Here is a 3,023-nt window from a genome sequence, read left to right on the forward strand (position 1 = left end):
TGCGACCTCGTCGATCGCGGACTCCATCACCTCGATGGTCGTCCGCACCATCTCGACGGTCTGCCGCAGCGTGATCGCCCGGGTCAGCTCGCGCGGGGCGGTGCCGAAGACGTCGGTGGAGATGGCCTGCGGGGCGTCAGGGTGCCGGAACCACTCGGTGAAGGCGGCGATGCCGGCCTGGGCGACCAGCCCGATCCAGGAACGGTTCTCCGGGGGCATCGCCCGGTACCACGGCAGCGTCTCGTCCATCCGCGCGATCGCCTGCGCGGCGAGCGATCCGGAGGACTGCTCCAGCCGCTTCAGGGTCGCGGAATGCGGGTGGACGGCGCGCGCCGCGGGCTCGGGCTTGCTGGTTTCGGGTTCGGGCACGGGGACAAGACTGCCTTATCCGGACGGGCGGGCATGCCGCCGGGTCTACGGTGGACGGCGTGATGGACGTACGGCGCGCCGACGAGCGCTACCCAGGCGGCGACGCGGCGGCGGGCATCGTCTCCCGCCACGCCTTCTCCTTCGGCCCCCACTACGACCCCGGCAACCTCCGCTTCGGCGCGCTGATCGCCTGCAACGAGGAGCGCCTCGCGCCCGGCGCGGGCTTCGACGAGCATCCGCACAGCCATACCGAGATCGTCACGTGGGTGGTGGAGGGCGAGCTGACCCACCGGGACAGCGCGGGCCACGAGACGCTGGTGCGCGCCGGGGACGTGCAGCGGCTCAGCTCGGCGGGCGGCGTCCGCCACGTCGAGCGCAACGACGGCCCGGTGCCCCTGACTTTCGTCCAGATGTGGCTGGCCCCGCGCGAGCCCGGCGGCGACCCGTCCTACGAGATCGTCCGCGGCATCGCCGACTCCACCCCGTACGCCGTCCCGGAGGCGGGCGCGATGCTCCACGTACGCCGGCTGGCGGCGGGCGAGCGGACGGCGGTGCCGGACGCGGCGTACGTCTACGTCCACGCCGTCCGCGGCACGGTGCTCCTGGACGGGGAGGAGCTGGACGCGGGGGACGCGGCGCGGATCACGGACGCGAAGGGTCTGGACGCGGTCGCGGTGACCGCCGCCGAGCTGCTGCTGTGGGAGATGTCCTAGACCTCGGCGAGCACGGCGTCCGTGAACGGCGGCCACGCCTCGACCGCCCACGGTCCGAAGGCGCGGTCGGCCAGGGCCGCGCAGGCCACGCCCGCGTCCGGGTCGATCCACAGGAACGTGCCCGACTGGCCGAAGTGCCCGAAGGTGCGGGGCGAGGACGAACTCCCCGTCCAGTGGGGCGACTTCCCGTCCCGGATCTCGAATCCCAGGCCCCAGTCGTTGGAGTTCTGGTGGCCGTAGCCCGGCAGTACGCCCTTGGTGCCCGGGTACTGCACCGTCATCGCCTCGGCGACCGTGCGCGGGTCGAGGAGGCGCGGCGCCTGCACCTCGGCGGCGAACCGCAGGAGGTCCCCGACCGTGGAGACGCCGTCCTTCGCCGGGGAGCCGTCCAGGGTGGTGTCCGTCATGCCCAGCGGCTCCAGCACCGCCTGCCGCGCGTACTCGGCGAACGGGATGTCCGTCGCCTTCGCGATGTGGTCGCCGAGCTGCTCGAAACCGGCGTTGGAGTACAGCCGGCGCTCCCCGGGCGGGGCGGTGACCCTGTGCTCGTCGAAGGCCAGCCCCGAGGTGTGCGCGAGCAGGTGACGGACCGTCGAACCGGCCGGCCCCGCGGGCTCGTCCAGCTCGATCGCGCCCTCCTCGTACGCGACGAGCGCCGCGTACGCCGCGAGCGGCTTGGTCACCGAGGCGAGGGGGAAGCGCTGCCCGACGGGGCCATGGGTGCCGAGGACCGTACCGTCGGCGCGCACGACCCCCGCGGCGGCGGTGGGGACGGGCCAGTTCTCGATCAGCGCGAGGCTCTTCAGCGACATGCCACCGAGCCTAAGCGGCTCACAGGTACAGCCGCATCGAGGGGTCGGTGTCCCGCCTGAAGCCGAGGGAGGCGTACAGGGACTCGGCGGCGGCGGACGCGTTCAGCATGGCGTGCCCGGCGCCCCGCTCGCGGAACCACGCCAGCAGCTCGTCCATGCAGGCGCGGGCGTATCCGCGGCGCCGGGCGTCCGGATCGGTCGCGACGCTGAAGACGTACCCGATCAGTCCGCTCGCCGGCCGGTCCGGCCCGCCGATCCGGTACTCCAGCGTCCCCACCACCAGCGCCGCCAGCGCGCCCGGCCGGTCCGGGTGGTCGACGACGAACGCCGCGAACTGCCCGTCCGGGTCGGCCAGCCGCGCCCGCAGCGCGGGCAGGGCGCCGTCCTGCCAGTCGGTGGGGGAGCCGGGGGACATCGCGTCGATCATCACCTGGCGCAGGCGCAGCACTTCCCGCGCGTCCTCGGCCACGGCACGGCGTACGAGACTCATGCCGTGCACGGTAGTGACCGGCCCGGCCGCCTGTCCTGCCCATTTCTCACCTGCCGTGCTTGCCTGGAGTGCACTCCAAGGTCATAGCGTGGGGCACATGACGGTGATGCAGACCACGGCCGGGACTCTCACGCCGAACACCACCAGAACGGACATCTGCTCCGCCCCGCCCCGGCGCCACCCGCGCCCCGACGGCCAGGACCGCTACACCATCAGCGAGGTCGTCGCCTTCACCGGCCTGACGGCCCACACCCTGCGCTGGTACGAGCGGATCGGCCTGATGTCCTCCATCGACCGCTCGCACACCGGGCAGCGCCGCTACAGCAACCGCGACCTCGACTGGCTCGACTTCGTCGGCAAGCTGCGCATGACCGGCATGCCGGTCGCCGACATGGTCCGGTACGCGGAACTGGTCCGCGAGGGCGAGAGCACCTACCTCGACCGCCGCGAACTCCTGGAGTCCACCCGCCGCGACGTCCTGACCCGCATAGCGGAACTCCAGGACACCCTCGCGGTACTCGACCGCAAAATCAGCTTCTACGGAGACGCCGGCCGCGCCTGCGAAGGCAGGGAGTAGAGGGCGACTCTGTCGGACGCCGGGGACGGCAACGCCGCCAGGGGCGCGGGGAACTGCGCGAC

At 72.9% G+C, this 3,023-nt stretch carries 4 protein-coding genes and 1 pseudogene; 2 read left to right on the plus strand and 3 right to left on the minus strand.

Annotated elements, in window-relative coordinates; genetic code table 11:
• A pseudogene (locus GTW67_RS31395) lies at nucleotides 1-369 on the minus strand (PucR family transcriptional regulator); the annotation flags it as partial.
• 62 nt (nucleotides 370-431) lie between these two features.
• Here GTW67_RS31395 and GTW67_RS31400 point away from each other — a divergent pair.
• The gene (locus GTW67_RS31400) at nucleotides 432-1,082 is read left to right on the plus strand and encodes a pirin family protein (protein ID WP_202437953.1); all 651 of its coding nucleotides are present in this window, start codon (nucleotides 432-434) and stop codon (nucleotides 1,080-1,082) included.
• Here GTW67_RS31400 and GTW67_RS31405 read toward each other — a convergent pair.
• Together GTW67_RS31405 and GTW67_RS31410 are read right to left on the minus strand one after the other, a co-directional pair.
• Nucleotides 1,079-1,894 carry a serine hydrolase domain-containing protein gene (locus GTW67_RS31405; protein WP_161168140.1) on the minus strand — a complete coding sequence of 272 codons (816 nt, stop codon included), beginning with the start codon at nucleotides 1,892-1,894 and terminating at the stop codon, nucleotides 1,079-1,081. The genes GTW67_RS31400 and GTW67_RS31405 overlap by 4 nt on opposite strands.
• A gap of 19 nt (nucleotides 1,895-1,913) precedes the next feature.
• On the minus strand, nucleotides 1,914-2,384 hold the full coding sequence (locus GTW67_RS31410) for a GNAT family N-acetyltransferase (RefSeq protein WP_161168141.1): 471 nt from the start codon (nucleotides 2,382-2,384) through the stop codon (nucleotides 1,914-1,916).
• A gap of 97 nt (nucleotides 2,385-2,481) precedes the next feature.
• On the opposite strand from GTW67_RS31410, the gene GTW67_RS31415 reads away from it, so the two are divergent.
• Nucleotides 2,482-2,961, plus strand: a complete 480-nt coding sequence (locus tag GTW67_RS31415) for a MerR family transcriptional regulator (protein WP_161168142.1) — start codon at nucleotides 2,482-2,484, stop codon at nucleotides 2,959-2,961.
• Nucleotides 2,962-3,023: the final 62 nt, after the last annotated feature.

Origin of the sequence: Streptomyces sp. SID5910, from assembly GCF_009862125.1 — a bacterium.
Classification (GTDB): domain Bacteria; phylum Actinomycetota; class Actinomycetes; order Streptomycetales; family Streptomycetaceae; genus Streptomyces.